The sequence below is a fragment of the Limnohabitans sp. YIMB22184 genome (assembly GCF_048020265.1).
GTDB lineage: Bacteria > Pseudomonadota > Gammaproteobacteria > Burkholderiales > Burkholderiaceae_C > Limnohabitans_A.
Window position 1 is genome coordinate 2,424,367 of sequence record NZ_CP171843.1, and the last position, 24,807, is coordinate 2,449,173.

22 protein-coding genes are annotated in these 24,807 nt (G+C 62.2%); 1 reads left to right on the top strand and 21 read right to left on the bottom strand.

The features are described from left to right. Positions 1 to 103 precede the first annotated feature (103 nt). A complete protein-coding gene (locus tag ACHEXL_RS11040; RefSeq protein WP_416559501.1) occupies positions 104 to 433 on the top strand; it encodes a c-type cytochrome in 330 nt (109 codons plus the stop codon). A 43-nt stretch (positions 434 to 476) separates the two neighbouring features. Here the strand turns inward: ACHEXL_RS11040 and rodA are convergent, their stop codons facing one another. The 21 genes from rodA to rsmH form a co-directional block, all read right to left on the bottom strand. After that, on the bottom strand, positions 477 to 1,631 hold the full coding sequence (rodA, locus tag ACHEXL_RS11045; protein ID WP_416559502.1) for a rod shape-determining protein RodA: 1,155 nt from the start codon (positions 1,629 to 1,631) through the stop codon (positions 477 to 479). 59 nt (positions 1,632 to 1,690) lie between these two features. Further along, entirely contained in the window at positions 1,691 to 2,239 is a 549-nt protein-coding gene (ruvC, locus tag ACHEXL_RS11050; RefSeq protein WP_108427171.1) for a crossover junction endodeoxyribonuclease RuvC, read from the bottom strand. A 29-nt stretch (positions 2,240 to 2,268) separates the two neighbouring features. Beyond that, on the bottom strand, positions 2,269 to 3,003 hold the full coding sequence (mtgA, locus tag ACHEXL_RS11055; RefSeq protein ID WP_416559503.1) for a monofunctional biosynthetic peptidoglycan transglycosylase: 735 nt from the start codon (positions 3,001 to 3,003) through the stop codon (positions 2,269 to 2,271). A gap of 43 nt (positions 3,004 to 3,046) precedes the next feature. Next, positions 3,047 to 3,931 (bottom strand): energy transducer TonB, encoded by an 885-nt coding sequence (locus tag ACHEXL_RS11060; RefSeq protein WP_416559504.1) that lies wholly within the window; start codon positions 3,929 to 3,931, stop codon positions 3,047 to 3,049. 28 nt (positions 3,932 to 3,959) lie between these two features. Next, the gene (locus ACHEXL_RS11065) at positions 3,960 to 6,014 is read right to left on the bottom strand and encodes a ribonuclease catalytic domain-containing protein (protein WP_416559505.1); all 2,055 of its coding nucleotides are present in this window, start codon (positions 6,012 to 6,014) and stop codon (positions 3,960 to 3,962) included. A gap of 44 nt (positions 6,015 to 6,058) precedes the next feature. Continuing rightward, the gene (locus tag ACHEXL_RS11070) at positions 6,059 to 6,646 is read right to left on the bottom strand and encodes a YqiA/YcfP family alpha/beta fold hydrolase (RefSeq protein WP_416559506.1); all 588 of its coding nucleotides are present in this window, start codon (positions 6,644 to 6,646) and stop codon (positions 6,059 to 6,061) included. Continuing rightward, positions 6,646 to 7,569 (bottom strand): UDP-3-O-acyl-N-acetylglucosamine deacetylase, encoded by a 924-nt coding sequence (lpxC, locus tag ACHEXL_RS11075; protein ID WP_416559507.1) that lies wholly within the window; start codon positions 7,567 to 7,569, stop codon positions 6,646 to 6,648. Before lpxC ends, ACHEXL_RS11070 begins: the two co-directional genes overlap by 1 nt. A gap of 250 nt (positions 7,570 to 7,819) precedes the next feature. After that, positions 7,820 to 9,034 (bottom strand): cell division protein FtsZ, encoded by a 1,215-nt coding sequence (ftsZ, locus tag ACHEXL_RS11080; protein WP_416559508.1) that lies wholly within the window; start codon positions 9,032 to 9,034, stop codon positions 7,820 to 7,822. Between the two features lie 135 nt (positions 9,035 to 9,169). Beyond that, entirely contained in the window at positions 9,170 to 10,399 is a 1,230-nt protein-coding gene (ftsA, locus tag ACHEXL_RS11085) for a cell division protein FtsA (RefSeq protein ID WP_090044934.1), read from the bottom strand. A 40-nt stretch (positions 10,400 to 10,439) separates the two neighbouring features. After that, positions 10,440 to 11,228, bottom strand: a complete 789-nt coding sequence (locus ACHEXL_RS11090; RefSeq protein ID WP_416559509.1) for a cell division protein FtsQ/DivIB — start codon at positions 11,226 to 11,228, stop codon at positions 10,440 to 10,442. Next, positions 11,225 to 12,190 (bottom strand): D-alanine--D-alanine ligase, encoded by a 966-nt coding sequence (locus ACHEXL_RS11095; protein ID WP_416559510.1) that lies wholly within the window; start codon positions 12,188 to 12,190, stop codon positions 11,225 to 11,227. Before ACHEXL_RS11095 ends, ACHEXL_RS11090 begins: the two co-directional genes overlap by 4 nt. Beyond that, positions 12,187 to 13,596 (bottom strand): UDP-N-acetylmuramate--L-alanine ligase, encoded by a 1,410-nt coding sequence (gene murC, locus ACHEXL_RS11100; RefSeq protein WP_416559511.1) that lies wholly within the window; start codon positions 13,594 to 13,596, stop codon positions 12,187 to 12,189. The genes ACHEXL_RS11095 and murC overlap by 4 nt, the downstream gene beginning before the upstream one ends. Beyond that, positions 13,593 to 14,657 (bottom strand): undecaprenyldiphospho-muramoylpentapeptide beta-N-acetylglucosaminyltransferase, encoded by a 1,065-nt coding sequence (gene murG, locus ACHEXL_RS11105; RefSeq protein ID WP_416559512.1) that lies wholly within the window; start codon positions 14,655 to 14,657, stop codon positions 13,593 to 13,595. The genes murC and murG overlap by 4 nt, the downstream gene beginning before the upstream one ends. Next, a complete protein-coding gene (ftsW, locus tag ACHEXL_RS11110; protein ID WP_291929821.1) occupies positions 14,654 to 15,895 on the bottom strand; it encodes a putative lipid II flippase FtsW in 1,242 nt (413 codons plus the stop codon). The genes murG and ftsW overlap by 4 nt, the downstream gene beginning before the upstream one ends. Before the next feature lie 56 nt (positions 15,896 to 15,951). Then, positions 15,952 to 17,706 carry a UDP-N-acetylmuramoyl-L-alanine--D-glutamate ligase gene (murD, locus tag ACHEXL_RS11115; protein WP_416559513.1) on the bottom strand — a complete coding sequence of 585 codons (1,755 nt, stop codon included), beginning with the start codon at positions 17,704 to 17,706 and terminating at the stop codon, positions 15,952 to 15,954. 3 nt (positions 17,707 to 17,709) lie between these two features. Then, complete coding sequence (gene mraY, locus ACHEXL_RS11120; RefSeq protein ID WP_416559514.1) at positions 17,710 to 18,888, bottom strand: phospho-N-acetylmuramoyl-pentapeptide-transferase; 1,179 nt, start codon at positions 18,886 to 18,888, stop codon at positions 17,710 to 17,712. Continuing rightward, complete coding sequence (locus ACHEXL_RS11125) at positions 18,878 to 20,329, bottom strand: UDP-N-acetylmuramoyl-tripeptide--D-alanyl-D-alanine ligase (RefSeq protein ID WP_416559515.1); 1,452 nt, start codon at positions 20,327 to 20,329, stop codon at positions 18,878 to 18,880. The genes mraY and ACHEXL_RS11125 overlap by 11 nt, the downstream gene beginning before the upstream one ends. Beyond that, positions 20,326 to 21,858 (bottom strand): UDP-N-acetylmuramoyl-L-alanyl-D-glutamate--2,6-diaminopimelate ligase, encoded by a 1,533-nt coding sequence (locus tag ACHEXL_RS11130; RefSeq protein ID WP_416559516.1) that lies wholly within the window; start codon positions 21,856 to 21,858, stop codon positions 20,326 to 20,328. Before ACHEXL_RS11130 ends, ACHEXL_RS11125 begins: the two co-directional genes overlap by 4 nt. Then, positions 21,858 to 23,591, bottom strand: coding sequence for a peptidoglycan D,D-transpeptidase FtsI family protein (locus ACHEXL_RS11135; protein WP_416559517.1), 1,734 nt, complete (start codon positions 23,589 to 23,591; stop codon positions 21,858 to 21,860). The genes ACHEXL_RS11130 and ACHEXL_RS11135 overlap by 1 nt, the downstream gene beginning before the upstream one ends. Then, positions 23,588 to 23,878, bottom strand: a complete 291-nt coding sequence (gene ftsL / locus ACHEXL_RS11140; protein ID WP_416559518.1) for a cell division protein FtsL — start codon at positions 23,876 to 23,878, stop codon at positions 23,588 to 23,590. The genes ACHEXL_RS11135 and ftsL overlap by 4 nt, the downstream gene beginning before the upstream one ends. After that, the gene (rsmH, locus tag ACHEXL_RS11145) at positions 23,875 to 24,804 is read right to left on the bottom strand and encodes a 16S rRNA (cytosine(1402)-N(4))-methyltransferase RsmH (protein WP_416559519.1); all 930 of its coding nucleotides are present in this window, start codon (positions 24,802 to 24,804) and stop codon (positions 23,875 to 23,877) included. The genes ftsL and rsmH overlap by 4 nt, the downstream gene beginning before the upstream one ends. Between the last annotated feature and the right edge of the window lie 3 nt (positions 24,805 to 24,807).

Below are 24,807 nucleotides of genomic sequence, written 5' to 3' on the forward strand. Positions count from 1 at the left end.
CGCATCGGCCAGCTTCGGCTTTGAAATTGAGAAGCAGCACACAGACGAGTCCGGGGCGCACTTGCTAAGTTTGTCCTGACTTTCACCACCCCAGGAGATCCTCATGACCCCTACCCCTGTCTTCACCCTCGTGCTTGCACTGTGCGCCAGCGCCCCTGCTTTTGCCAATTACCAGCTCGTGCAAGAAAAGCAATGCCTCCAATGCCATGCGGTCGACAAAAACCTCATTGGCCCCTCGTTCAAGCGGATTGCCTACCGCTGGAATGGCAACCCGGCCGCCGAGAAAATGCTGATCGCCACCATCCGCAACGGCACCCGGGAGGGCGGCGGTCAGCATTGGAGCGCCACCACCAACATGCCCGATGCCTGGGAACGCCCCCTGGTCAGCGAGGCAGAAGCCCAGAAAATTTTCGTCTGGATCATGGGCCAATAGCCGACTCGCTGCCCAGTCCAGCAAGGGCGTGGCGTGGACTGCGTCAGGTTTGCACCAGCTGTTTGGCTTTGGCAATCGACATGAGGATGCCCAGCGCCAGACCCAAGGTGACCATGGCGGTGCCGCCGTAACTGATGAAGGGCAGCGGCACCCCCACCACCGGCAAGATGCCGCTGACCATACCCATGTTCACAAAGGCATAAGTGAAGAAGATCATGGCCATGCTGCCGGCCAGCAAACGGCTGAACAGTGTGGGGGCCTCGGCCGCGATGACCAGCGCCCGGTAAACCAGAAAGAAGAACCAGAAAATCAGGAACAAGCCCCCCACAAAGCCGAACTCTTCGCCATAGGCGGCAAAAATGAAATCGGTGGTGCGCTCGGGGATGAATTCCAGGTGGGTTTGGGTGCCCTGCATGAAGCCTTTGCCCCAGAAGCCGCCGGAGCCGATGGCGATCATGCCCTGGATGATGTGAAAACCCTTGCCCAACGGATCCCGTGCCGGATCGAGCAAGGTGCACACGCGCTGACGCTGGTATTCGTGCAGCACTCGCCAGTCCACGCCGTCGGCACACAAGGTGGGCTCCATGATCACCAGGACCACGATGCCCACAAGGCCCAGCACAATGGGCGGCAAAATCCAGCGCCATTTGAGTCCGGCAAAGAAGATCACTGCCAGACCTGCAGCCAAAACCAGCAAAGAAGTGCCCAGATCAGGCTGCTTCATGATCAAGCCGACCGGGACGCCCAAAATCAGCAAGGCCACCGCAAAGTCAAAGGGCCGGAGTTGTCCTTCGCGCTTTTGAAACCAGGCCGCCAGCATCAAAGGCAAAGCAATCTTCAAAATTTCGCTGGGCTGGATCACCACGCCCAGATTGATCCAACGCCGAGACCCTTTTTTGGTGATGCCAAAAATGGCCACCGCCACCAGCAAAATCACGCCCACGGTGTAGATGGGCACTGCCCAGGCCATGAGTTTTTGGGGGGGCATTTGAGCCACCACAAACATGATGAAGCCCGCCAGCAGCATGTTACGGCCATGGTCCACAAAGCGGGTGCCATGGTCATAGCCCGATGAAAACATGATCAGCAATCCGGCGCAGGCAAGCATGAACACCGCAAATGCCAAAGGGCCGTCAAAGCCCTTGAGCAAATACTGCATGCGCTGCCACAGCGTCGGTTTTTGAATCACTGAACCCATGGAACCGATTATCTCAGGCCAAGGCGATCCAGACGGACCCGGGCGGGCCAAGCTCCGGATCAATGGCTGCGTCCGCTGCGGAACATGCCGTGGGTTTTGCGATTGAGCACCCCTTGGGCGGCCAGTTTGTTCATGGACGGGCTGGCGTGTGCATGCGTGATCGCCATGCCCAAAGCATCTGCCGCATCCTGGCGCGGCACCACGGGCAACTGCAGCAAGCGTTTGACCATTTCCTGAACCTGCGACTTGGCGGCCCGCCCATGGCCGGTGACCGATTGCTTCATCTGCAAGGCGGTGTATTCGGCCACCTGCAAATCACACGACACCAAAGCCGTGACACAGCAACCCCGCGCCTGGCCCAGCAGCAAGGTCGCCTGGGGGTTGACGTTCACAAACACAATCTCGACCGAGGCGACATCCGGCTGGTAGCGGGCATGGATTTCCCGCACGCCGTCGTAAATCACCTTCAGCCGGGCAGGCAAATTGCCCATGTCGCCCCGCGTGGTTTCGATCACCCCGCTGGCCACGTACTGCAGGCGGGCGCCGGTCATGTCCACCACCCCGAAGCCGGTGGTTTGCAAACCCGGGTCAATGCCCAGGATGCGCACGGTTTGGGGTGCGGCCGTGGTCAAAGTGCTCATGGCAGCTCCACGCTGCCCATGCGGGCCATGATGGTTTCAGCCCGGCTGGCCAGGTAGGCCGATTGCGCCCTTTGCTCGAAATACCGGGGGCGGGGCAACATGACCGCCAGACGCGCCGCTTCCCAGTCGTTCAAACGGGCCGCACTCTTCCTGAAGTAATGCTGCGCCGCAGCCTCGGCACCAAAGACACCCTCGCCCCACTCCACGCTGTTGAGGTAAATCTCCAGAATGCGCTGTTTGGACAAGAAAGCCTCCAGCGTGAGGGTGATCAACATTTCCTGGCCTTTGCGCAGCAAGGTGCGCTCGCCAGACAAAAAAAGGTTTTTCGCCAGCTGCTGGGTGATGGTCGAGCCGCCCACAATTTTGACCGGGGGCGTCTTGGCATCGGGGCGGCGCTGGGCACGCTGCTCGGCCTGGGCTTTGGCCTTGGCATTTTTCTCCCAGGCCTTCTCCAGAGACTCCCACCAGACCCCGCCATGCTGGGCAAATACCGTGTCTTCCGAAGCGATCACCGCACGCTGCAAGCTGGGCGAAATGTTTTGCCGATCCACCCATTCCTGCCGCCAGGGCAGGCGCCCCTGCCGCGTCACGATCTGCCAGATTTGCGAGCGCTCAAAGCTGGTGGATTGCGGCGCCAGCGCGCCCATGCTGGCGATGCGCAGCGCAAAAAAGAGCTGCAAACCCAGGCCTGCCAACAAGACCAGCCCACACCAACGACCAAAAGCACGCATCAATATCCTTTGTATTCAGGGATCATGAGATTCGCCAGGCCACTCAGGGCGGTGGGGTATCCGGCGTCAACATGCGCATGTCCAGCGTGCCCTCTTTGGAAAACTGAAAACGCGTGACCACCACGATCTGATCGGCCTGCCGCCGCATGTTAGCGCTGAACACATCAAAGGGCGAGGCACTGCGCACAATCGCCACCGCCCGCTGGTCCAGCAAAGGCTGGCCGGAAGTCTTCGCCACCTCGGTCTGCACCAGACGGCCCCGGGCATCCACGGTGATCACCATGGTCAATTGGCCATAGAGTTTTTGTCCACCCACTTGCGGGAAATTGAGCGTGCCGCGCGTCTCGATGGTGCGCCGCAGCTTGTCGTAATAGAGGACGTACACCGCTTCACGGGTGGCGGGACTGATGAAGCGCTTGCGTGGCCCGCTCTGCGTTTTTTGAACCTTTTGCTCGATCTGGGCCAGCTCACGGGTCAGCTGGCGTTGACGCTCTTGCCGAGCTTGCCGCTCAGGCGCTTGGGCTGTTTCACCGGAAGAATCTGACGTCAAAGCCGACAACGCTTGCTGCAGCTGGGTGAGCAAGCGGGTTTGCTGCAATTGGAGCGCTTCAATTTGTCGCTGCATGGCCCCGATGTCGGTGCCCGACTCGTCAAGCAGAGAGGGCGGCAAAGGAGAGCTGGCGCGTGCCTCTGCCGCACCTTGCCCACCTCCCGCCAAATTCACCTGGGCCATGGCTTGCGCACGCTCGGGCGCCTTGTCGCTGCGGGCGTTCACGAGCACCACCTCCAAAGCGGTGTCTTCAAAAACCCGGTTGAAGCTGTGCGGATCGGCAAAGCGCCAAGCGATCAAGACCGCATGCAGCAACAGCGAAAAACCCAGTGTCCACAACAAGGTGTGGCGGTGAACCGCCTGTTGGAGCCAGGTCACCGGCCCGGCCAAACTGCCCTGTCCGCCTTCAGGCCCCATCGCTTTGGGTGCTGTCGTTCAAATCGACGGCAATGGTGAGCGGGCCAGCCGCCATGGCCTCTTCCTCTTCTGCCTCGTCGGCTTCCTGACCCTCTGCCGCCACAGGCGCATCCAGATGCGCCACCACCGTGCCGCCCACGTCCAGCGCCATCAGGTCCACGGCGCCCAATTTGACGCGCACACGGGCGCCTCGCATCAAGCCTTGGGCACCCATGACGCTGAACATCAAGGGCAAGGTGTCGGCCCGCACCAGCCAGGCGCCACCGCCCATTTCCTTGACCAGACTGGCTTCGAGTTCGTCGATGCCTTGCTGCTGCACATGGCGCAGCGTCCAGTAACGCTCCATGCTGGACTGCACGCTGTTGTAGGCGCTGTAGGCCGCATCGAAACCGCTGATGATGGAAAACAACTCGGCGTCTTTGGGCTTGAAGGGCGCGGCCAAAGCAGCCGTGGCGCCGTGCTTGGCGCACGCAATGATCTGCCACTGGTTGACCAAATCGGTGTAGCGGCGCAGGGGCGAGGTGCTCCACGCATAGCTGGGCACGCCAATGCCCGCATGCGGCAGCGCCTTGGTGCCCATGCGCACCTTGACGCCGGGGGCCATGCTGGCCTGGCTGCGGTAAATGCCGGGCACACCCAGCTGGGCCAGCCACTGACCCCAGGTGCTGTTGGCCAAAATCATGGCCTCGGCCACCATCAAATCCAACGGCGCACCACGCTTGCGGGTGCCGATCAACACCGTCTCTTCGCCTGTGGGCGGCGTGTCGTTGTGGGGGCGATCGAGCTTGAAGCTGTAATCGGGACGGTTGAAGTTTTCAGGTTTGCCACGGACCACTTCGCGCCGTGCCTTGAGCGTTTGCGCCAACCGCCAGAAAAAGCCCAGCGTCGCCCGACTCACGGGCACATCGGCATGGTCGCTCTGGTCTTCACCTTCCAGCCACTCGCGGGTGATGCGGTCATCCAGCTGGTCGTGCCGCAGGTTGACCAGGATCGGCACCCGCTCCAGACGGGTTTCGGTGCTTTGCACCTCCAGCGTGTCTTCGCTGAAGGTCACATACAAAGACACGGCCGGGCAGTCACGGCCTTCGGTCAGGGTGTAGGTCTGCACCACGCTGTCGGGCAGCATGGTGATTTTGTAGCCGGGCATGTAGACCGTGGACAGACGCTGACGTCCCAACTGGTCGATCGCACTGCCGGGCGTCAATGCCAAGCCGGGTGCCGCGATGTGGATGCCCACCGTGACCAGGCCGGTGCCCAAGCCTTGCAAGGACAGGGCGTCGTCGATTTCGGTGGTGTGCGAGTCGTCGATCGAAAAGGCCTGGACCGGCGCCAAGGGCAACTCGTCGGTGATGGCCGGCGCTTGCAACGCCGGGAAACCGGTGCCCTTGGGGAACAGGTCGAACAAAAAGCGCTGCCAATGAAAGTCCCAGGCCGACGCGATGGCCCCGGCCTTTTGCAACAAGTCCAAAGGCGCTGTCTGGCTGGCCTTGCTGGCCTCGACCACGGCTTTGTACTCGGGCGTGTTCTTGTCAGGGCGGAACAAGATTTTGTACAGCTGCTCGCGAATCGGTGAGGGGCACACGCCGGCCATCAGCTCGGCCGACCAGGCCTCGATCTGCGCCTGAACCTGCTTCTTCTTTTCAATGGCGAGCAAGGCCTGCTGCACGATCTCAGCCGGCGCTTTGCGGTAGCGGCCTTTGCCGCCCCGGCGGAAATAGTGCGGCGCTTCGTGCAAGCGCAGCAATGCCGCCACCTGTTGCACGGTGCTGGCCCCGTCGCTGAAATAGTCGCGGGCCAGATCGGCAAAACCGAACTCCTCGTCGGAGGCGAATTCGTAAGCCAGCTCCAGCTCGATGGTTTGGCTCAGGGCCGCCGCTTCGCTCAGCAAGCTGGCGGGGCTTGGCTTCTCAAACTTGAGCAGCATTTGCGCTGCTTTGACTTTGACCCGCTTGCCCGAATCGAGTTCCACCTGCGCAGAGGCCTCGGCCTCGGACAAGATGCGTCCGGCCATGAATTTGCCGGCTTCTTCAAATAATGCGTACATCGGGTGATTTTCCCACGTGGCACCACCCGCTTGGGGGCACGCCTTCAGGCCAGGCGAAGAAAATCGAGGATTTCAGGCAAGTACAGCTCGAAATCGCTCAGGGCATGGTCGCTGCCCTCGATCAGGCGCACCTGGCCTGCCCCATGGCGAGCCAGCATTTCCCGCCAGTCCAGCACCTCGTCCCCCTTGGCGATCACCGCCAGTGTGCGGGGGGTGGCCTGCGGGGGCTGCGCCTGCAAGGCCCGCAGCTCCAGCACATGGGCCATTTCGAAAAAAACCTTTTGCGAGGGGTCATGCCAGGCCGGATGCTCACCGATGTAGCCCTCCAGGTCCCGCGCCGGCTCCACCGCCGGGTTCAGCAGCACCGCAGGGCAGCCCAGCTGCTGCGACAGGCAGGCGGCATAAAAACCGCCCAAGGAGGAACCAACCACCGCCATGCCGTCCCTGGGCCAAGCCGACACCCCGGTCCATATTTCGTCCATGGCTTTACGAGGTGAGGCAGGCAGCTGAGGACACCACCAGGTCACACCGGGATGCTGGTTTTGCACCAGGGCCGCCAGGGTTCGGGCCTTGAAGGATTGCGGTGAAGACCGAAAACCGTGCAGATAAAGCAGGTGGGTGGTTTGGGCCATCACCAAGCGGGCTGCAGGGCAGCAAAACCACGGGGCGCTTCGCTGGCCTTGTCAAAAGTCACCACCTCGTAGGCATCTGGGAGTGACAGCAACTCACGCAGCAGGCGGTTGTTCATGGCGTGGCCTGAACGAAACGCACTGTACGCGGCCAGCAAAGGCTTGCCCAAAATGTACAAATCACCCATGGCGTCCAGGATCTTGTGCTTGACGAATTCGTCGTCATACCGCAAGCCATCCGAGTTGAGCACCTTGTAATCGTCCATCACGATGGCATTGTCCAAGCCGCCGCCCAAAGCCAAACCGTTGGCACGCAGCATCTCCACATCCTTGGTAAAACCAAAGGTGCGGGCGCGGGCAATGTCACGGGCATAAACGCCGTCCGACATGTCAAACACCACCTGCTGCCCGGTCGAATCCACGGCGGGGTGCCGGAAATCAATTTCGAAAGTGAGTTTGTAGCCGTGGTAGGGCTCCAGACGCGCCCACTTGATGTTCTCGCCCTCGCCTTCTGAGACTTCCACAGTTTTGAGCACACGCACAAACCGTTTGGGGGCGGGCTGCTCAACGACACCGGCACTTTGCAACAAAAACACAAACGAAGACGCCGAGCCATCGAGGATAGGAACTTCCTCGGCCGTGATGTCCACATACAGATTGTCGATGCCCAAGCCCGCACACGCCGACATCAGGTGCTCCACGGTCAGGACCTTGGCCTGACCGGCCGAAATGGTCGAAGCCAGTCGGGTATCGGTCACCGCTTCGGCGGTGACAGGGATGTCCACCGGCTCGGGCAAATCGATCCGGCGAAAGACGATGCCGGTGCCAGGTGCCGCGGGGCGCAAGGTCAGCTCGACACGCTGGCCGCTGTGCAAACCCACGCCGACGGCTTTGGTCAAGGTTTTGAGGGTGCGTTGTGCAAGCATGCCCATATTTTAGTTGGCGAGAGATGCGGCGGGTGCAAGCCGGGAATAGGCGTGAAAGGCTTGATGAACCACAAGCCCTGTGGTACGGCCCGGGGCTGCCGGGCGATATTGAGGCGCGAAGCGACGACGAGCCCGACAGCCCCGGGCTGTGCCACAGGGCGTTGTCGCTGAACGTGCACGCAAAAAGGGGCCAGACAGGCAAGCGCCCGTCTGGCCCCAAAGCACCAGAAATGAAACTCAGATCAACAAATCAATCCGCTTGCTTGCGCAGGAAAGCGGGGATCTCGATGTCGTCCATGCCAGCATTGGCCATGCCGTCCACACGGGCCGCCGCATGGGTGCGGTTGCTGCGCCAGTAAGCGGGCACATTCAAACCGCTGTTGGCCAAAGGCGCAGCGGCATTGCCCGAGGCGGCCACCGCGTCTTGTCCACCGATGGTGAAAGGCACGTTGTCGGTACCCGTGCGCAACACTTGCAGCGGAGGCGCAGTGCGGCGGGCACCCGCCTTGGACAAACCGGTGGCCACCACCGTCACGCGGATCTCGTCGCCCAGGCTTTCGTCGTAGGCGGTGCCGTAAATCACATGGGCGTTCTCCGATGCGTAAGCACGGATGGTGTTCATCGCCTGCTTGGACTCGGACAGCTTGAGCGAACCCTTGGCGGCGCTGATCAGCACCAGCACACCCTTGGCACCCGACAGGTCCACACCTTCGAGCAGTGGGCAAGCCACGGCCTGCTCGGCCGCGATGCGAGCGCGGTCGGGGCCGCTGGCGGCAGCCGTGCCCATCATGGCTTTGCCGGGCTCACCCATCACGGTGCGCACGTCTTCAAAGTCAACGTTCACATGGCCAGGCACATTGATGATCTCGGCGATGCCGCCCACGGCGTTTTTCAACACATCGTTGGCGTGGGCAAAAGCCTCGTCTTGGGTCATGTCTTCACCGCCGGGCAATTCCAGCAGTTTTTCGTTCAGCACCACGATCAGCGAATCCACATTGGCTTCGAGCTCCTGCATGCCCACATCGGCGTTCTGCATACGTCGGCCACCTTCGAACTCGAACGGCTTGGTCACCACACCCACGGTCAGGATGCCCATCTCCTTGGCGATGCGGGCGATCACAGGCGCAGCGCCTGTGCCTGTGCCGCCACCCATGCCGGCAGTGATGAACAACATGTGCGCGCCTTCGATGGCAGCGCGGATGTCGGCTTCGGCGCTTTCAGCGGCTTCGCGGCCTTTTTCAGGCTTGCTGCCAGCGCCCAGACCAGTTTGGCCGAGCTGAATGAAACGGTGGGCCGCGCTGCGGGCCAGAGCCTGCGCGTCGGTGTTGGCGCACACGAATTCAACGCCTTGGACCTGGCGCTCGATCATGTGTTCCACAGCGTTGCCGCCGCCACCGCCAACGCCGATCACTTTGATCTGGGTGCCTTGGTTGAACTCTTCGGTTTGGATCATTTCAATGGTCATGGTGCTACTCCTAAATTTGTTTGCAGTTGCCGAAAATCTTTTTTGTAAATACGGAAGGTGGGTGAGGGTGTCAACATCGACACGGTCGTGAAACCGGCGGGCTGCTCCTGGCCAAAAATCTTTTTTCCCAGTTCATCAGAAGTTCCCCACAATGAAGTCCTTGAACCGGCCAAAAGCGTTGTTCACCGAACTCTTCTTTTGGGTGACTTTGTAGCCACGCAAGCGGGCCAAACGGGCTTCTTCCAAGAGGCCCATCACGGTGGCTGCACGGGGCTGGCTGACCATGTCGGCCAGGCCACCTGCGTATTTGGGCAGGCCACGGCGCACGGGCTTGAGGAAAATGTCTTCACCCAACTCGACCATGCCGGGCATCACGGCGCTGCCGCCGGTGAGCACGATGCCCGAGGACAAGACCTCTTCGTAGCCCGACTCGCGGATGACCTGGTGCACCAGCGAGAAGATCTCTTCAATGCGTGGCTCGATCACACCCGCCAAAGCCTGGCGACTGAGCATGCGCGGGCCCCGGTCACCCAAACCCGGCACCTCGACTTGCGCATCGGGGTCGGCCAGCAGTTGCTTGGCGTAACCGCTTTCGACTTTGATGTCTTCGGCATCCTTCGTGGGGGTGCGCAAAGCCATGGCAATGTCGCTGGTGATCAGGTCACCGGCAATCGGTATCACGGCCGTGTGGCGGATCGAGCCGTTGGCAAAAATGGCCACATCGGTGGTGCCTGCGCCAATGTCCACGCACACCACACCCAGCTCGCGTTCGTCTTCAGACAACACAGCCAGGCTGGACGATTGTGGATTGAGCAGCAATTGGTCGACCTCCAGGCCGCAGCGGCGCACGCACTTGATGATGTTCTCGGCCGCACTTTGCGCACCGGTCACGATGTGCACCTTGGCTTCCAGGCGCATGCCGCTCATGCCAATCGGCTCTTTGACTTCCTGGCCGTCGATCACAAACTCCTGTGGCGCCACCAGCAGCAAGCGCTGGTCGGTCGAGATGTTGATCGCCCGGGCGGTTTCCATCACGCGGGCCACATCGGCTTGCGTGACTTCCTTGTCCTTGATCGCCACCATGCCGCTGGAGTTGATGCCGCGGATGTGGCTACCGGTAATGCCCACATTGACGCGGGTGATCTTGCAGTCCGCCATCAGCTCGGCCTCTTTGAGCGCCTGCTGGATGCTTTGCACGGTGGCGTCGATGTTGACCACCACACCACGCTTGAGGCCATTGCCCGGCGCAATGCCCAGACCCGCGATCTTCAATTCACCATCGGGCATCACCTCGGCCACCACCGCCATGACTTTGGAGGTGCCGATGTCCAACCCAACCACCAAATCTTTGTACTCTTTTGCCATTTGAATCACCGTTTCCGTTTCATTCTTTTGTCTTGACCCGTCAAAGCTTTTTCTTGCTGTCTGGTTCCAGCGTGGTGACACCGCGCAGGCGCAAGGCATAACCATCCTTGTGACGCAAATCTGCCCCAGCCAGTGCCGTCGGTGTGCGGCCATAACGGGCCGTCACTTGCGACAGCGTCCTGAAAAACATATTCAGCTGGGCCGTGATCTCGGCCTCCGTGCCCCGGCCCAGCTCCAGCAGCGCACCGCTCTCGGTCACCACGCGCCAGCTGCCCCGGGGGGTCAACTCCAACTGCTCGATGCCCATGCCCATCGCCTCAAACATCGGCAGCAAATGCCGGTACATCTGCACCACGGCCTGTGACTGCGCATCCGGGCCCTTGAGGCGCGGCAGCTTGTCCACATCCACGTCATCCACGCTCGCCTCGAACACGCGGCTTTGCTGGTTCACCATCTTGTTGGCGTTGTCATCGCCCCACAAGGCCATGGGTTCGTGTTCCACCAGCACCGCCTTCAGGCGGTTGGGGAAATCGCGGTGCACCACCGCGCCGCGCACCCAAGGCACGGACTCAAAAGCTTCGCGTGTGCGCTGGAGATCGATGGTGAAAAAGTTGCCACTGAGCTGCGGCATGACATTGGCCCGCAAGGTCACCGCGTTGTTGCGCGTGACCTCGCCTTGCACTGTGATCGCCTGGATCGCAAACGCCGGATGCCGCAGCAGCCACCAGGCCCCGCCGCACAGCACCAACAGCACGAACACCGCTGTCAGCAAAGCTGCAGCCATGTTCATGAGGCGGATATCCAGCGGCAAGGCCATCGTCGTTTTCACCCGCGCACCTCCTGCACATGGTCCAGCGTGGCAGCGGCCAACAACTGGCAGCACAGCGCCTCGTAAGGAATGCCTGCGGCTTTGGCCGACATGGGCACCAGCGAGTGACCGGTCATGCCGGGCGAGGTGTTGATTTCCAGCAGGTAGGGCTCGCGTGTGGTCGCGTCGATCATCACATCCAGGCGTCCCCAGCCCCGGCAACCCAAGACCTGGTAAGCCTTGACCACCAGGGCCTCGATGGCGGCCTCTTCTGCAGCAGGCAGGCCACTGGGCACCAGGTACTGGGTGTCGTCGGTGAAATACTTGTTCTGGTAGTCGTAATTGCCCTCGGGGGCCACGATGCGGATCACCGGCAGCGCCTTGGCCGCATCTTCGGCCCCCAGCACCGGACACGTGACCTCGTCACCCACAATGCACTGCTCGCACAGGATGTCGGCGTCGCACTGCGCGGCAGCAGCCAGCGCTGCAGGCAGGTCCTGGGCTTGCGTCACCTTGGTCACACCGATTGACGAGCCTTCTCGGGCAGGCTTGACGATCATCGGCAAACCCAAGGTCTGGATCAGCTTCTCCATCGACACACTGCCCAGCTGATCCCGCCGCACCAGCACATAGGCCGGAGTGGGCAGACCTTCAGCCAACCAGACGCGTTTGGTCATGGTCTTGTCCATGGCAATGCTGGACGCCATCACGCCCGAGCCGGTGTAGGGAATGCCCAGCAACTCCAAAGCACCTTGCACAGTGCCGTCTTCGCCATAACGGCCATGCAGGGCAATGAAGCAACGCGCGAAACCTTCGCGCTTCAGTTCACTCAGCTCGCGCTCGGCCGGATCAAACGCATGGGCGTCCACGCCCGATGCCAGCAAGGCGTTCAGCACGCCCTGACCTGACATCAGGGACACTTCGCGTTCGGCCGATCGACCGCCCATGAGCACGGCCACTTTGCCCAAATTCAAGGCATTCATGCGGCACCTCCCAACTCGACCACTTGAGCAGGCACGGCCCCGATGGAGCCAGCGCCCATGCAAATCACCACATCGCCGTCACGGGCGTTGCTGAGCACGGCTTGTGGCATGTCGGCAATCGCATCGACAAAAACCGGCTCGACCTTGCCCGCCACACGCAAGGCGCGGGCCAGCGAACGGCCATCGGCGGCCACGATGGGGGCTTCGCCTGCGGCGTACACCTCGGACAGCAGCACGCTGTCGCAGCCTTGGCCAATGACTTTCACAAAGTCTTCAAAGCAGTCGCGCGTGCGGCTGTAGCGGTGGGGCTGGAACGCCAACACCAGCCGGCGACCCGGGAACGCCCCACGGGCGGCCGCCAGCGTGGCTGCCATCTCGACCGGGTGGTGCCCGTAATCGTCGATGACCGTGAAGCGCCCAGCGCCTCCGGGCACGCGCACCTCGCCATAGCGCTGAAAACGGCGTCCCACACCCTTGAAATTGGCCAAAGCCCGCTGCACAGCCGCATCCTCCACACCCAACTCCACCGCGACGGCCACAGCCGCCAAGGCGTTGAGCACGTTGTGCAAGCCCGGCAGATTCAGCACCAGGGGCAAATCGGGCAAGGTCACGCCATTGCGCCGCTGCACTGTGAAATGCATCTGCCCCTGCACCGCCCGCACATCCACGGCCCGCACTTGGGCACCTTCGCTCAGGCCATAGCTGGTGACAGGCCGGGCAATGTCCTGCACGATGGACTGCACACCCGGATCGTCCACACAAACAATCGCCGTGCCGTAAAAAGGCATGCGGTGCAAAAACTCCACGAACGCGGCTTTCAAACGGGCCAGGTCGTGACCGTAGGTCTCCATGTGGTCGGCGTCGATGTTGGTGACCACCGCCATCACAGGCAACAGGTTCAGGAAGGAGGCGTCGGACTCGTCGGCCTCGACCACGATGTAGTCGCCCGTGCCCAGCTTGGCGTTCGCCCCTGCGCTGTTGAGGCGTCCGCCAATCACAAAGGTCGGGTCCAGCCCGGCCTCGGCCAACACACTGGCCACCAGGCTCGTGGTGGTGGTTTTGCCGTGTGTGCCGGCAATGGCGACGCCCTGCTTCATCCGCATCAGCTCGGCCAGCATGACAGCGCGCGGCACGATGGGGATGTGGCGCTCGCGCGCGGCCAGCACCTCTGGGTTGTCGGCTTTGACGGCGGTGGAAGTGACCACCGCATCGGCGTCTTGGACGTTGTCGGCCGAATGCCCCACATGGGTGGCAATGCCCAAAGCCGCCAGGCGACGCAGCGTGGCGCTGTCGGACAAATCGGAGCCGGAAATCTGGTAGCCCAGATTGAGCAACACCTCGGCAATGCCGCTCATGCCCGAGCCGCCCACGCCGATGAAATGAATTTTTCGGATGGCGTGTTTCATGCCGCCAACTCCTCACAAGCCATCACAACCTCCCTGGTCGCATTTGTTTTTTTCTGTGCGTGGGCTTTTTGTGCCACGTCTTGCAATGTGTCGCGGCTCAAGGCCGTCAGGCGCTCGGCCAGGTTCTGCGCGGTCAGCTCGGCCTGGGGCACCAGCCAGCCGCCACCGTTCGCCACCAAAAACTGCGCATTGGTGGTCTGGTGGTCGTCGACCGCAAACGGGAAGGGCACAAACAAGGCGGCCACGCCCACCGCCGCCAATTCGGTCACGGTGCTCGCGCCTGCGCGGCAGATCACCAGATCGGCTTGCGCAAAGGCGGTGGCGGTGTCGTCGATGAAAGGCGTCAACTCGGCCTGCACGCCTGCGGCCGCGTAGTTGGCCCGCAAGGCTTCGATTTGTTTGGCACCGCTTTGGTGGATGACTTGCGGGCGTGAGGCCTCTGGCATCAAAGCCAAGGCCTGCGGCACGATGTCGTTCAGGGCCTTGGCCCCCAGGCTGCCGCCCACCACCAGCACACGCAAAGGGCCTGTTCGCCCGGCAAAACGCTCGGCTGGCGTGGCTTGTTGGGTGAAGGCGTGGCGCAAGGGGTTGCCCACCCATTGCCCGGTTTTGAAAACGCCGGGGAAGGCGGTGAAGACACGGTCGGCCAGTTGCGCCAGCACCTTGTTGGCCAGGCCCGCCACCGAATTTTGTTCGTGCAGCACCAAAGGCTTGCCCCACAAGCTGGCCATCATGCCGCCGGGGAACGTGATGTAGCCGCCCAGGCCCAGCACCACATCGGGTTGGACCCGGCGCACCACCTGCAGGCTTTGCCAAAAAGCGCGCAGCAGCTTGAGTGGCAAGAAGGCCAGCGTCATGAGACCTTTGCCGCGCACACCGCCAAAGGCCACCGCTTCAAAGGCGAAACCACGCGGCGGCACCAGCTGGCTTTCCATGCTGTCCGGTGCGCCCAACCAGTGCACACGCCAACCCGCCTCACGCAAGGCTTCTGCCACGGCCAGACCCGGGAAGATATGCCCCCCTGTGCCACCCGCCATGACCAGTGCGCATTTTTGTGTCATGCCCGGCCTCCGCGCATCATCTGTTTGTTTTCGGCGTCGATGCGCAGCACCACCGCGATGGCGATCAGGTTCATCATGATGGCCGAACCGCCGTAGCTCATCAAAGGCAGTGTCAGGCCCTTGGTGGGCAAAGCGCCCAAATTCACACCCATGTTGATGAAGGCCTGAAAACCGATCCAGATGCCCACACCCTGGGCCACCAGACCGGAGAACACCTTGTCGAGGGCGATGGCCTGACGGCCAATCACCATGATGCGGCGGCTGAGCCACAGGAACATCACAATGACCAAAGACACACCCACCAAACCGAACTCTTCACCGATCACGGCCAACAAAAAGTCGGTGTGGGCTTCGGGCAACCAATGCAGTTTTTCCACGCTGCCGCCCAAACCCACGCCCCAGACCTCACCCCGACCGATGGCGATCAGGGAGTGCGAGAGCTGGTAGCCCTTGCCCAAAGCGTGCTCGGCACTGAAGGGGTCCAGATAAGCAAAGATGCGGTCCCGGCGCCAAGGCGATGCGGCAATCATCACCACAAACGCGCCCACCAGCACCGCAAAAATCAGGAAGAACATGCGGGCATTGACGCCGCCCAGGAACAGGATGCCCATGGCAATGATGGCGATCACCATGAAGGCGCCCATGTCAGGCTCGGCCAGCAAAAACACCCCGGCCAAAGCCACCGCAGCACCCATGGGCAAGACCGCACGGAAGAAGCGCTCTTTCACCTCCATCTTGCGCACCATGTAATCGGCCGCATAAATGATGGTCGCGAATTTGGCCAATTCGGAGGGCTGGAAATTCATGATGCCAAAGGAAATCCAGCGCCGCGCACCGTTGACGCCCTTGCCGATGAAGGGGATCAACACCAGCGCCAGCAACACCAGAGACACCACAAACAAAGGCCTTGCCACTTTTTCCCAGGTCTCGGTGGGCACCTGGAAGGCCAGCAAGGCCATGACACTGCCCACCACCATGGAGATCAGATGCCGCGTCAAAAAATGGGTTTGTGTATAGCGCGAAAAACGGGGGTTGTCCGGCATGGCGATCGACGCCGAATACACCATGACCATGCCCCACATGAGCAAGGCGACCACCACCCAGACGAGTGCCTGGTCCACGCTTTGCAAGCGGTGGGCCGAGCCTGCGCTGTTGCGGGCGAAATCGTAGCTGCCCAAATTGACAGGCAAACCCTGTGTGCCCGCAGCCTGGCCACGCGATGCACGGCCTGTGAGCACCTGCCCCCAATGGGCCAGGCCTGCCTGCAGACGTTGCGGGAATGACAGCGCTTCGCTCACAGCCCGCCCTCCATGGCCACACCCGCCGCTTCGGCCAAACCGGCCACGGCCTGAACAAACACATCGGCGCGGTGGCCGTAGTTGTCAAACATGTCAAAGCTGGCGCAAGCGGGCGACATCAAGACCGCGTCGCCACTGCGGGCGATGGCTGCGGCTTGGGTCACGGCCGCATGCATGTCAGCGGCATCGTGCAGCGGCACGTCCGTGCCTTGCAGCGCTTCGCGGATGACAGGCGCATCGCGGCCGATCAAGACCACACCCCGGGCGAAACGGGACACGGGATCGGCCAAGGGCGTGAAGTCCTGGCCTTTGCCATCGCCCCCCAAAATGACCACCACGCGGCGGTCCGCGCCCAGGCCTTGCAGGGCGGCCACGGTAGCGCCCACATTGGTGCCCTTGCTGTCGTCAAAATACTCCACCTCGCCCACGATGGCGACCGGCTCCACCCGATGGGGCTCGCCCCGGTATTCGCGCAGGCCATACAGCATGGGGCCCAAGGCGCAACCGGCACTGCTGGCCAGCGCCAGGGCAGCGAGCGCATTGACCGCGTTGTGGCGTCCGCGAATGCGCAAAGCGTCGGCGGGCATCAGGCGCTGGATGTGCAACTCTTCGGCTGCGTCCTTGCGGCGGCGTCGTGTTTCATCGGCCTCCAGGGCGCGCACCAACCACGTCATGCCGTGTGTGACTTCGATGCCGAAGTCGCCTGGGCGCTGGGGCATGTTGCCCCCAAACAGCACACAAGCGCGCTCGACAGGCTTTTGCAACTTCACGCGCACAGGCTCGGGCCGCATGGCCATGACCTGCGCGTCTTCGCGATTGAGCACCATCAGGCCTTGAGCGCCAAAAATCCGCGCTTTGGCGGCGGCATAGGCGGCCAAGCTGCCATGCCAGTCCAGGTGGTCTTGCGAGATGTTCAACACCGTCGCAGCCGTCGGCTCAAAGCCCTCGCTGCTGTCGAGCTGGAAGCTCGACAACTCCAGCACCCACACCTGAGGGAGCGCCTGGGCCATGGGGTCCTGCACGGCAGGAGGCACGGGCAGCGGCAGTTCCGCCTCGCTCTCGCCCTCCAGGCGGTTCTGCGTTTCGTCTGGATCGGCCAGCTCGCTGGTCGACTCATCCTGCTGTGGTGCGGGGATGACCGCCTCCTGGGCTGCTGTCACCGATGGCGGCTCACTGACCGCATCCGCCTTCTCAAGCTCGGCGGCGGCGCGCCCGGCTGCTTCTTGCTCGACCTGCGCTTGCGCTTGGGCCATGGCTTCGGTCAAGGTGTCCAAGAGCGTGGGGCCGATGTTGCCCGCCACTTTCACGGTTTTGCCCGCACGCGCCACCAGTTGCCCGGTGAGCGATGTGACCGTGGTCTTGCCGTTGGTGCCGGTGATGGCCAGCACCTGCGGGGCATAACCAAATCGCGCTTTCAAATCCTGCAAGCCAGCGGCAAACAAGCTCAGCTCACCGCCTTGCCACAAGCCCATGGCACGGGCTGCGTCCACCACCGGGGCCACCACTTCAGGCGCCAGGCCCGGGCTGCGGAACACCGCACGCACCGATGAGCCTTCGACCAGACGGGCCTCAAAGGGCCCGGACACAAAGCGCACCGCAGGCCACTCGGCCTGCAAAGCAGCAAGCTGGGGCGGCGTATCACGGGTGTCGGCCACGGTCACATCAGCCCCGGCATGCGCGCACCAGCGGGCCATCGCCAGGCCCGAAGCACCCAAACCGAGAATCAGAACGTGTTGGCCTTGGAGCTGCATGGCTTACCTCAGCTTCAGGGTCGACAAGCCGACCAGGCACAGCAGCATGGTGATGATCCAGAAACGCACCACGACTTGCGTTTCCTTCCAGCCGCTCTTTTCAAAATGGTGGTGCAAGGGTGCCATCTTCAGGATGCGCCGACCCTCGCCATATTTTTTCTTGGTGTATTTGAAGTACGTGACCTGCGCCATGACCGACAAGGCCTCGACCACGAAGATGCCGCCCATGATGGCCAACACGATTTCCTGGCGCACGATCACCGCGATGGTGCCCAGCGCTGCGCCCAACGCCAGCGCCCCCACGTCGCCCATGAACACCTGGGCGGGGTGGGTGTTGAACCACAAAAAGGCCAGGCCCGCGCCCGCCATGGCGGCGCAGAAAATCAGCAACTCGCCCGAACCTGGAATGTGCGGGAAGAACAGGTACTTGGAGTACACCGAGCTGCCCGTCACATAGGCGAACACGCCCAGGGCCGAGCCCACCATGACCACCGGCATGATGGCCAGACCGTCCAGACCGTCGGTCAGGTTGACCGCATTGCTGGCCCCGACGATGACCAGATAGGTCAGGACCACAAAGCCCAAAACACCCAGCGGGTAGTTGATTTCCTTGAAAAAAGGCACCTGCAAACCGGCCTTGGGGGGCAGGTTCACGTCAAAGCCCGACAACACCCATTTTCCGAACAGGTCCAGGACACGCAGATTGGAGACTTCGGAAATGCTGAACACCAGGTACAAGGCCGCCAACAAGCCAATCACCGATTGCCAGAAATACTTTTCGCGCGAGCGCATGCCTTCAGGGTCTTTGTTGACCACCTTGCGCCAGTCGTCCACCCAGCCAATCGCGCCAAAGCCCAGGGTCACGATCAACACGATCCAGACGAAGCGGTTGGACAGGTCAAACCAGAGCAAGGTAGACACGGCAATCGACAGCAAGATCAGCACGCCGCCCATGGTGGGGGTGCCGCTTTTGGACAGGTGCGACTCCATGCCGTAGCCACGGATGGGCTGGCCGATTTTGAGTGAGGTCAGGCGACGGATGACCCAGGGGCCAGCGGCCAGGCCGATCAAGAGCGCCGTCATCGCGGCCATCACGGCGCGGAAGGTGATGTATTGGAAAACGCGCAGAAAGCCCCACTCCGGGGACAAACTTTGCAACCATTGGGCCAGGCTAAGCAGCATGGGACTCCCCTTTTTTATCGTTGTTTTGACTGTTCTTGTCTTCGCTGTACGACAGCATCGCCTGGACCACACGCTCCATCTTCATGAACCGTGAACCTTTGACGACCACACTCTGAAAACCGTCCACTTGCGCCGTGACGGCCGCCAGCAAACTGTCCATGTCCTCGAAGTGCCGCGCAGCACCAAAAGCCTGGGCGCTGTGCACGCACAAGTCACCCACGGTATAGAGCGCTTCGATGCCGCGCTCGGCCGCATAGGCACCCACCTCGGCATGGAACTCGGGGCCTTGGTTGCCCACCTCACCCATGTCGCCCAGCACCAGCAAACGCGGTGCAGGCAACTCGGCCAGCACATCAATCGCGGCTCGCACCGAGTCGGGGTTGGCGTTATAGGTGTCGTCCACCAAGGTGATTTCGTTTGTGGCCGTGTGCAGCACCAATGCACGCGAGCGGCCCTTGACCGGCTCAAACGCCACCAGGCCCTGCACCACGGCGGCCAAGGGCACGCCTGCAGCCAAGGCACAGGCCGTAGCGGCCAAGGCGTTTTTGACGTTGTGTCGCCCCGCAATGTGCAAACGCACGGGCGCAGTACCCTCGGGGGTCTTGAGGGTGAACTGCCAGGCCCCCGACTGCCAGACCACCACAGACGCACACACATCAGGCTCTGCAGCAGGCACCAGAGCAAAGCTGCGCTGTGCCCGCTGGCCCGACAAGTCACGCCACACGGACGTGAAATCCTCGTCGGCTGGGAACACCGCCACGCCCTCGGATGGCAAAACCTGCAACACCGCCCCGTTTTCATAGGCCACGGCTTCTACCGTGCCCATGAACTCCTGGTGCTCGCGCTGTGCGTTGTTCACCAAGGCCACGGTGGGCTGAGCCAATTGAGACAAGTAGGCGATCTCACCGGGGTGGTTCATGCCCAACTCGACCACGGCGATGCGGTGGTGGGCACGCAAATTGAACAAGGTCAGGGGCACACCAATGTCGTTGTTCAGGTTGCCCTGGGTGGACAAAGCGTCGTCCCCGGCATGGGCACGCAAGATGGACGCGATCATTTGCGTCACGGTGGTTTTGCCGTTGCTACCGGTCACCGCAATCAACGGCAAACTGAACTGCGCACGCCAACCCGCGGCCAACTCGCCCAAGGCGATGCGCGCATCGGGCACCACCAGCGCTGGCAAGTCGTGCGCCAGCGCCAGGGCTTCGCCAGAAGCTTCGCACACCACCGCCACCGCACCTTGCGCCTTGGCCTGGGCGATGAACGCGTTGCCATCAAAACGCTCCCCACGCAAGGCGACAAACAGATCACCCGCTTGCAGGCTGCGGCTGTCGGTGTGCACCCGGTCGGCCACCACACCTTGCACATTCACGCCGCGAGCCTGGCTCAGCCAGCTCAGCGCGTCGTTCAAATTCAGCTGCATGGACACGGGGGCGTTCATGCCAGCGCCCCTTTAGGCTGTGCAGCACGTTGCTGCAAGGCCGTACGGGCCTGCGCCACATCCAAAAACGGATGGCGCACGCCCATGATCTCCTGCTCGCGCTCGTGACCTTTGCCCGCCACCAGCACCACATCTTGCGCAGCGGCCAGGGTCACCGCTTGGGCAATCGCCTGAGCGCGGTCCAACTCAATCCGGACCGACTTTGGGTTGGACAAGCCCTTCACCATGGCGGCCACAATGGCCTCGGGCGATTCGCTGCGGGGGTTATCGCTGGTCAGCACCACCTGGTCCGCAGCCGCCTCGGCCGCTGCCGCCATCAAAGGGCGCTTGAGGGCATCGCGGTCGCCACCGCAGCCCAGCACACACCACAGACGACCACCACGCGCCTGGGCTTGCGAACGCAATGCCGCCAACGCCTGCGTGATGGCATCCGGCGTGTGGGCATAGTCCACAACCACCAGTGGACATGGCCAGTTAGCCTGAACACCAGGCAGCTCAAAAGGTACGCGCTCCATGCGGCCGGGCACTGCTGTCAACTGTGCACAGGCCTGCACCGCTTGCGCCAAATCGAAACCCAACGCCCGCAAACTGCCGATCACCCCCAACAGGTTGTCCATGTTGTAGTCGCCGATCAAACCGGTGTGCAGGGTGTGCACGGCGCTGCCTTCGATCACCTCAAAGGTCAAGCCCTGGCTGCTGGGTAAGGCACGCGCTTGCAGACGCGCCGCGCCGCGGCGCGAGCAGGTCCAGACATCGAGCGGGCCGCCCTGCAACTGCTGGGCCAGCTCAGCGCCTTTCGCATCGTCGATGTTGATGACGGCCGACTGCAGGCCAGGCCAGGCAAACAAAGCGGCCTTGGCCGACCAATAGCGCGCCATGTCACCGTGGTAGTCCAAGTGATCCTGGGTGAAGTTGGTGAACACGGCCACGCAGATGCGGGTGCCTTCCAGGCGGTGCTCGGCCAGGCCAATGGACGAGGCTTCAATGGCGCAATGCGTCACGCCGCCCGCCACGAACTGCCTAAACTGCCGCTGCAGCAGCACCGGGTCGGGCGTGGTCATACCGGTGGACACCAGGTCGGGCAAGCGGCCCACGCCCAGCGTGCCCACCAAGCCGCAGGCTTGCTGCAACACGGTCGAAGACAGTGCCTGCGCCAGCCACCAAGCCGTGGATGTTTTGCCGTTGGTACCCGTGACCGCCAGCACCTTCAAGGCCTGGCTGGGGTGGTCATAGTAGGCATCGGCCACCAGCCCCGTCTGCGCTTTGAGCCCTGGCATGCTTGCCAGCTTGGGAACGGCCTCGGCCTGCAAGCCCTCCAGCCAAGGCGCATGGTCCTGCGCTTCGATCAGGCAGGCTGTGGCCCCCTGTGCCAGCGCTGCGGCGAGATAACGCCTCCCGTCGGTGGCAGCACCCGGCCAAGCGATGAAGCCGTCGCCCGCCTGCACCAAGCGGCTGTCGGTACGCAGCTCGCCCGTCACATGCGTGCGCAACCAGCGGGCTGCTTCGGTGGCGTTGTGCAGCATCTGCATCAGAACGACTCCTCCACCGACTTGGCCACAATCTGGGGTTTGACCGCCATGTCAGGCTGCACACCCATGATGCGCAGCGTTTGCTGCACCGTCTGGCTGAACACGGGCGCGGCCACTTCGCCGCCGTAATAGCGGCCATTGCTGGGTTCGTCGATCATCACGGCCACCACGATGCGTGGCGCCTCAATGGGGGCCAAGCCGACAAAGAAGCCGCGGTATTTCTTGCCCGCGTAGCCCTTGCCTTCTTGTTTGTGCGCCGTGCCGGTCTTGCCGCCAACGGAGTAACCCATGGTCTGGGCTTTTTGGGCAGTACCGCCAGGGCCGGCCGCCATCTGCAGCATCTTGCGCATGGCTTTGGCGTTGTCCGCGCTGATGACGCGCACGCCCGTGACCTGTTGCTCAGCCTTCATCAAGGTGGCGGGCACCACCTCACCATCGCGTGCGAACACGGTGTAGGCCCTGGCCACTTGGAACAGGCTGCCCGAAATACCATAGCCGTAACTCATGGTGGCCTGCTCGATCGGCCGCCAGGTTTTGTAGGGGCGCAAACGCCCGCTGACCACACCCGGAAACGGCAGTTGCGGTTTTTGGCCAAAGCCCACTTGCGCAAACATCTCCCACATCTCGCGGGGCTGCATCTGCATGGCCATTTTCACGGTGCCGACGTTGCTCGATTTCTGAATCACCTCGTTCACCGTCAACACGCCATGTGGATGGGCATCGGTGATGGTCGAGCCGGTGATGGTGATGCGACCGGGCGCAGTCTGGATCGGGGTCTCTGGCTTGACCAAGCCTTGCTCCAAAGCCAAGGCCACCGCAAAGGGCTTCATGGTCGAGCCCGGCTCGAAGGTGTCCGTCAAAGCGCGGTTGCGCAACTGCTCGCCACTCAGGTTGACACGCTTGTCAGGCGAATAGCTGGGGTAATTGGCCAGCGCCAGAATCTCGCCCGACTGCGCATCGAGCACTACCACGCTGCCAGCCTTGGCTTTGTGCTCCAGCACCGCTTCACGCAATTTTTGGTAAGCAAAGAACTGGACTTTGCTGTCAATGCTCAGTTGCAGATCCTCGCCATCGACAGGGGGCACCGTCTCGCCCACATCCTCGACCACCCGACCCAGGCGGTCCTTGATGACGCGGCGCGAACCCGGCTTGCCGGACAGTTGCTTCTGGAACACCAGCTCTACGCCTTCTTGGCCTTGGTCTTCCACATTGGTAAAGCCCACGATGTGGGCCGCTGCTTCACCCTCGGGGTACAAACGCTTGTACTCCTTGATGTCGTACACACCTTTGATGCCCAGCGCCAGAATCTGTTTGACCACCGGCTCGTCGAGCTGCCTGCGCAACCAGACAAAAGTCTTCTCATCGTCCTTGAGCTTTTTGTCCAGCTCGGCAGGACTCATGTCCAGCAAGCGTGCCAGCTCGCGCAACTTGGCCGGATCGCGCTCGATGTCTTCCGGGTTGGCCCAAATGCTGGGCGCGGGCACGCTCGATGCCAGCAGCATGCCATTGCGGTCCAGCACGCGCCCCCGGTTGGCGGGCAAAGTCAATGTCCGGGCAAAACGCACTTCGCCCTGCCGCAAAAAGAAGTCGTTGGCAAACACCTGCACATAAGCCGCACGCGCGATCAAGCCGGTGAAGCCCAGGGCAATGGCGGCCACAATCAGCTTGCTGCGCCAAACCGGGGTTTTGCTGGCCAGCAAAGGGCTCGATGACAGCTGGACGCTGCGGCTCATGGCCGAGCCTCCTTGGCCGCAGCACCCTGGGTGGAGACGTATTGGGTGATGGCCGGCGAGGCCGCGCGCATCTGCAGCTGCTGACGCGCAATTTGCTCCACGCGCAATGGTGTGGCCTGCGCCCGGCGCTCGACCTGCAAGCGGTCGTGGTCCACCTCCAGGCGCTTGGCCTCTTTTTTAGCCGACTCCAGCGCCATGAACAAACGGCGCGTCTCGTATTGGCTGTGCACCAACACCAGCGCACTGGCCAGCACTGCCATCAACAAGAAGATGCTCAGGCGGGTCATGCTAGCACCTCGGTGCGTTCGGCCATGCGCATGATGGCGCTGCGCGATCGCGGGTTGCCGCGCACCTCGGCCTCGCTCGGGCGCACACGGCCACAGGCTTTCAGGCGCATCTTGACAGGCTCGGCAAAGGGCACCCGGCGGTCCACCACTTCTTTGGAGTGCTTGGCAATGAATTGTTTGACGATGCGGTCTTCCAGCGAATGGAAACTGATGACCACCAAACGTCCACCGGGCGACAACACCTGCAAGCTGGCCTCTAGCGCCTGTTCGAGCTCTTCAAGCTCGGCGTTGATGAAAATCCGAAAAGCCTGAAATGTCCGCGTTGCAGGGTTCTGACCCGGCTCGCGGGTTTTGACCGTGTCAGCCACGAGCTGGGCCAGATCGGTGGTGGTTGAAATTGGGCCCCGCTCTTGTCGGCGAGCCACAAGCGCCTTTGCAATCTGAAAAGCAAACCGTTCTTCGCCATAGTCACGTATCACCTCCGTGATTTGATCCACCGTGGCCGTCGCCAGCCAATCGGCCACACTCTCGCCGCGCGTGGTGTCCATGCGCATGTCGAGCGGGCCTTCAAAACGAAAAGAAAAACCCCTCTCGGGGCTGTCAATCTGGGGGGAGCTGATGCCCAGGTCCATCAGCACACCATCGACGCTGCCGGGCGGCAGCTCACCCAAGTGCGAAAAGCCTTCGTGCCGGATCGAAAACCGGCTGTCTGCAATGCGTCCGGCCTCGGCAATGGCTTCGAGGTCTTTGTCGAAAGCCTGCAAGCGGCCTTGGGCCGAGAGACGGGAAAGAATCAAGCGGGAATGACCACCACGGCCAAAGGTGGCGTCCACATAAGTGCCGTCAGCACCTGCAGAGGCCTGGAGCAATTCGTCCACGGCCTCGTTCAAAAGCACGGTGGTGTGGGTCAGTGCAGCTTCGGTCATCGC